4 protein-coding genes and 1 pseudogene are annotated in these 5,985 nt (G+C 36.1%); 2 read left to right on the top strand and 3 right to left on the bottom strand.

The window, feature by feature from the left end:
- On the top strand, positions 1–1,281 hold a 1,281-nt coding region (locus tag F6K13_RS14735), incomplete at its 5' end, for an IctB family putative bicarbonate transporter (protein WP_287287722.1).
- A 336-nt stretch (positions 1,282–1,617) separates the two neighbouring features.
- On the opposite strand, the pseudogene F6K13_RS14730 reads toward F6K13_RS14735, so the two are convergent.
- From F6K13_RS14730 to F6K13_RS14720, 3 genes and pseudogenes are all read right to left on the bottom strand, one after another.
- Positions 1,618–1,896, bottom strand: a pseudogene (locus F6K13_RS14730) (tetratricopeptide repeat protein); the annotation flags it as partial.
- Between the two features lie 62 nt (positions 1,897–1,958).
- Positions 1,959–2,297 carry a XisI protein gene (locus F6K13_RS14725; protein WP_124147093.1) on the bottom strand — a complete coding sequence of 113 codons (339 nt, stop codon included), beginning with the start codon at positions 2,295–2,297 and terminating at the stop codon, positions 1,959–1,961.
- On the bottom strand, positions 2,285–2,704 hold the full coding sequence (locus F6K13_RS14720; protein WP_124147092.1) for an element excision factor XisH family protein: 420 nt from the start codon (positions 2,702–2,704) through the stop codon (positions 2,285–2,287). Before F6K13_RS14720 ends, F6K13_RS14725 begins: the two co-directional genes overlap by 13 nt.
- A 59-nt stretch (positions 2,705–2,763) precedes the next feature.
- Between F6K13_RS14720 and mutL the strand changes: the two genes are divergently transcribed.
- Entirely contained in the window at positions 2,764–4,527 is a 1,764-nt protein-coding gene (gene mutL, locus F6K13_RS14715; protein WP_124147091.1) for a DNA mismatch repair endonuclease MutL, read from the top strand.
- Positions 4,528–5,985: the final 1,458 nt, after the last annotated feature.

Raw genomic sequence — 5,985 nt, 5'->3', positions numbered from 1 at the left:
CATAACTGGCGACGAGGTAGTTGGTTAATGCAATGGGGAGAAGCTTTGGGTTTTGTCTTGCTGGCAATTGTATTTAGTCTAGCTCCTTTTGTAAATACTGCTCTGATTGGTTTATTATTACTTGCTGGTGCAGGGTTTTGGGTATTGCTTGCTGTTTCAGATAACACTCAGGAATATTTAACTCCTATTCATCTACTGATATTCGTTTATTGGGGTATTGCCACATTAGCAATGGCAACTTCGCCAGCAAGAATGGCTGCTTTTAGTGGATGGGTCAAGTTAACTCTTTATCTATTGTTATTTGTTTTAGGAGCAATGGTATTGCGATCGCCGAAACTCCGCTCTTGGTTAATTAGTATATATTTATTGGTTTCTTTGGTAGTCAGTTTCTACGGTATTCGTCAATGGATAGACAAAGTTGAACCCCTTGCTACCTGGAACGACCCTACTTCTGCTCAAGCTGGTATTACTCGCGTATATAGTTACTTGGGAAATCCTAATTTATTAGGTGGATATTTACTACCTGCCATTGCTTTGAGCTTTGTCGCAATTATCGCCTGGCGTAGTTGGCCACAGAAATTGTTGGCAGTAACAATGTTGCTAGTGAATTGTGCTTGTTTGCGTTATACAGGTAGTAGAGGCAGTTGGATAGGGTTTATAGCTTTGATGTTTGCTCTGTTAATTTTAATGTGGTATTGGTGGAGCATCTATATGCCCAGTTTTTGGCAAACTTGGTCGCTGCCAATAGCTGTAGGAAGTTTGGCAGGGTTATTAATTCTGGCGGTCGTGTTATTAGAGCCTTTGCGCGATCGCGTTTTTAGTATTTTTGCAGGTCGTCAAGATAGTAGTAATAATTTTCGGATGAATGTCTGGATGTCTGTGTTTGATATGATTCGCGATCGCCCGGTTTTGGGTATTGGACCGGGAAATGATGTGTTTAACAAAATTTATCCTCTTTATCAGCGACCCCGTTATAGTGCTTTGAGTGCTTATTCAGTACCTTTAGAAATTATTGTGGAAACTGGTTTTATTGGTTTTACTGCTTTTTTATGGTTGCTGTTGGTGACATTCAATCAAGGTGTATTAAATTTAAGACGTTTGCGAGATGCAGGCGATCGTCAAGGGTATTGGTTAATTGGGGCAATGGTGGCGATGGTAGGGTTAATGGCTCATGGTTTGGTGGATACTGTTTGGTATCGTCCTCAAATTAATACGCTTTGGTGGTTGATGGTGGCTATTGTTGCTAGTTATTACGGTGAGAAAGGAGGGAGTAGGCAGTAGGGACGTTGCATAAGGGCGTCCGTACAGAGTAGGGGGAAAGAATTGATAATTTCTCTGGAATAATTGATTTTATTTTTTATTATTGGAGATGCCTATTAGTTAGGACTTACGCAGTACAAGGTATTTTCGTCATTGCGAGCGACAGGGTTTGCGGAGCAGTCCGGAACGGAAAGCAATCTCAAATCCTAATTTTTCGTACCTCATGCGTAAGTCCTATTAGTAAGTTAAGTAAATAGTGATTTATAGCTAAACTTTGTTTAGATTAATCGGTAGTTGTACTCGCGTAATGGTAGATGGCGATGAACAGCGCTGCTTAATGGGAGCAATATGCTCCCACTACTGTTTTAAATGTGACAAGGCTTCTTGATAGTTATTTTCAGCTTGATAGACCCTACCTATTAAAATAAAAGTATTAGCTTTGAGCAAGTCATTTTTCAGTTCACTGGACAACGATAAAGCTTCCTTGCCTCTATCCAAAGCCTGGGAATACTTCTTTAATGACTCGTAGGTTCTAACCATTCCTGATAATGAAACCATTTGTCCAAACGAAATCTCCTGTTGTCGCCACAATTCCAGGGCTTGTTGATATTTCTCCAGTGCCATAGGATAATCTTGTGATTTTTGTCTAAATCTTAGTCATAGTTACCTGTTCCCTATTCCCTGTTCCCTCTTTTTAATTAATAAACAGCAAAATCAGTAATTTTACGTCGCTCAGGTGTTTTGAAACCAAGTACAATTTGCTGATGAGATATACCTAAATTAACAAGTTCATTAGCAATACCCTCTTCTGTGCCATCATGTTGTATCCAAATTTTTTGGTTGATAATGTCGATATGAATAAGAGTTCCATAAATTCGCCTACTATTTTGCCAACCTATTTCTATTAGTAAGTAATGATTTCCAGTTTCATCTATGACTAATTGACATTGCATTTCTGGGTCATTTCCGATATATTCAACATAGTCTTGTAATACTTTGATAATTGCTTCCTTGAGTTCAATGTTTAGAATATCCATTTAACAATTTCCTCTTGAGTGGGATTAAAGCTAACAAGACGTAATATTCGATCTTCTATTAATATTATTCCAGCTTCTTCTTCAAACACTGATTGACGTATTTCTTCAGAAACAGCTAAGTATAATTTTCGCTCAGGTTCGTAACGATTTAAAATATGTTCATACAATACAAATTGACCAATAGCTTGTTCTAAATCCTTCATTTCTGAAGCACTCCCAAAGCTTTTGACTTCAATAGCAATTTTTTCTAGTCCTTTTTCTGCCGCAATTAGACGTTCTGCACCTAGATCAACAAATAAATTTTTCCTCCTTGTAAGTTTAAGAAGATATGAATCCTCAGTGATTCTCCATCCGTCTTTTTGAATAGCAGATTTGACAGTATTATGATAATAATCGCGGGCTGGCATTATGATTATTTTCCTTACTGGACTAATCCGTAAATCCGTGGCCAAATCTGTGTCTGCAAATGCAATCTAAAATTCAAACCTTACCCAAAGAAGTTGTTAATTTAATTGCCGCTGGAGAAGTGATTGATTCTTTAGCAGCAGTAGTACGGGAATTAGTAGAAAATTCTCTGGATGCTGGTGCAACTCGCATCATAATTTCTATCATTTCTGAACAGTGGCGAGTGCAAATTTCTGATAATGGTATGGGTATGAATTTAGCTAATTTAAAACAAGCAGCTAATCCTCATAGTACGAGCAAAATTACTCATCTTCAAGACCTCACAAAAATTACCAGTTTGGGATTTCGTGGAGAGGCACTTCATAGTTTAGCTAATCTCTCAACTTTGGAAATATTAAGTCGTCCTAAGTCGCCTCTTTTAGAGAATGAAAATGAAGGTTGGCAAGTTGTTTATAACGAGCAAGGAAAGGCTGTTGAAGTTGAAAGAGTTGCTGTTGCTCCTGGTACTATTGTTAAGGTTTCTAATCTTTTTGGAAAATGGCCTGTACGTCGTCAAGGAATGCCTTCTTCGGCACAACAAATGCGAGGTATACAATTAGTTATTCAGCAAATAGCGCTTTGTTATCCTGATGTTACTTGGCAAATTTGGCAGGGTAGTAAGTTATGGATACAAATTAGTCCTGGCGCTACGGCAAAACAAATTTTACCTCAAATTTTATCTACGGTAAGATTGAGTGATTTACAGTATATTCAAAAAGAAATTGATGAACAAGAAGCAGAAGAATTAAATCTCAAAACATCAAATTTTTTCCAATATCAAGATTCTCAATTTTTGGATAGACAATCATTAGAATTAGTCTTAGGTTTGCCAGATAGATGTCATCGTAGACGACCAGATTGGGTGAAAGTTGCTATTAATGGAAGAGTGGTAAAAGTACCAGAATTAGAACAAAAAATTATTAGTTCTTTGGCGCGGACTTGCCCTCGCGATCGCTATCCTATATGTTTTATTCATTTCCAAATTTTTCCTCATCAAATAAATTGGAATCGTCATCCGGCGAAAACAGAAGTTTATCTTCATAATCTCAGTTTTTGGCAACAACAAATTGAGCTAGTAATTGCTAAGGCATTACAATTTAATATGGAAGTAATGCCAGAATTTCCTTTATCAGAAAGAGTGGAAAAAATATTAAAAGTATCTGAAAATACAGGGAATTATCAAACTCGTCGGTCGATACAAGTTTCTCCAGATAATACAGCAGAAAAAAATCAAGAATTTGGATTGATAGAACTCAAAGCGATCGCTCAATTACACAATACTTATATAGTAGCTGAACATCCGAATGGCATTTGGTTAATTGAGCAACATATTGCCCATGAAAGAGTTTTATATGAAAAATTATGTGATGCTTGGGAAATAATTTATTTAGAGCCACCAATTATTTTGCATAATTTATCTTCAGCTCAAATAGAACAACTTCAACGTTTAAATATAGAAGTAGAAATTTTTGGAGATTTCCTTTGGGCAGCTCGTACTGCTCCAGCAATTTTAGCTAAAAGAAATGACTGTGCTGAAGCTTTAATTGAACTGAGTAAAGGTGGTGATTTAGAATCTGCTAAAGTAGCTACTTCTTGTCGAAGTGCTATTAGAAATGGAACTCCTTTAAGTCTGTCAGAAATGCAAAGTTTATTAAATCAATGGCGACTTACTCGCAACCCTCGTACTTGTCCTCATGGCAGACCGATTTATTTATCTTTAGAAGAATCAGCTTTAGCTCGTTTCTTTCGGCGACATTGGGTAATTGGAAAAAGTCATGGTATTTGAAGGAAGAAGGTGGTAGGTGGTAGGTGTTAGATAAGTAATATTATGTTCTGTTGAATAGTTATAAATAACAAGACAGAACTCAGGTAAGATATCTGTCAGATTGGTGAGTTGCAGTATTTACCTCCAAAAGGTATAAATTATAAATTGCCAAGGATTTCATATATTTTGAGAACATTGATATTATTCCACTCCCTAGAATAACTTTTAGGCGCTTTGTCAGCTATTAGGTGGTAGCTTTTAGGTTTTAGGTAAGTAATACTATGTTCTATTGAATACTTATAAATAACAAGGCAGAACTCAGGTTGTATATCTGTCATATTGGCGAGTTATATCAAGTCTCATTAATTAGCCATAATAAAAATGTTTTCTATGATAAATTTTTCCCTGTTACCTGTTCCCTGTTCCCTAAAATTTTTATTGTGGGCATTTAAAGATACATGGTATTAGAGTATTTACATCCAAAAGGGTTTTATACATTTTTAGAACATTGATATTATTCCACTCCATAGACTGACTTTTAGACACTTTATTACCTATTAGGTTTTAGGTAAGTAATACCATTTCTCAAAAACTTTTCTACACTTTGTTGAGCAGGGGAGTATGGTAGTGGGGTAGTGTGGGGAGAATCAAACATAAGAATAATTAACATTAACTTAGCTGAAATTAGCAAAAAAGTGATTTTACTTGTGCTGATTAGTTGACAACTGAAGTATTGCTATACTTGGGCAATACTTTTGGGAATTGGTATAATACCAAGCGTGAAAAAAGGGGGTTGCACATTATGGAATGATACTGCCAAAAAGAGGTTTAGACTTTGACTAAAAAAACCTAATATTAATTGTTCTAGCAATTATCAAATCCAAAATCAAATTCAATCAAAAATCTCAAATCATTCGCCACTGTGCAACGCCGAAAAAAGAATGTTACGAATAATCAGGGCAATTAAAATACTTTATAGGAGATGTCTCTTGGAGGAAAAAGATAAGTTCAGACCTAAAAATTGCTATTAAAGCTATTCATTCTGACTCAGTCAGACTGACTTCTCCTCCACGGTCGGGGTTAGGGGTGGGTTGACTCCTAAGAAATATCCTAGCTATTTGTAGCAAAAATTTATCAATTTTGTATAAGTAGGTAGGTCTAATTAAACGTAAAAAAATTGTAGGGGCAGGTTTAACCGACAGCTTTGACTTCAGCGCGATCTAGTTCTAAAAACCCGCCCTCTAATATTGCTTTTATTTATGCTCATCTACTTAATATCATCTTCTGTTGAATAGTTATAAATAACAAGGCAGAACTCAGGTAAGATATCTGTCAGATTGGTGAGTTACAGTATTTACCTCAAAAAGGTATAAATTATAAATTGCTAAGGATTTCATACATTTTTAGAACATTGATATTATTCCACTCCCTAGAGGGACTTATAGGTGACAAAGCGCCTAAAAGTCCCTCTAGGGAGTG

It is taken from the genome of Okeania sp. SIO2B9, assembly GCF_010672505.1.
GTDB classification, from domain to species: Bacteria; Cyanobacteriota; Cyanobacteriia; order Cyanobacteriales; family Microcoleaceae; genus Okeania; species Okeania hirsuta.
Note: the sequence above shows the minus strand (reverse complement) of the source record. Positions and strands in the feature narration are given on the sequence as shown.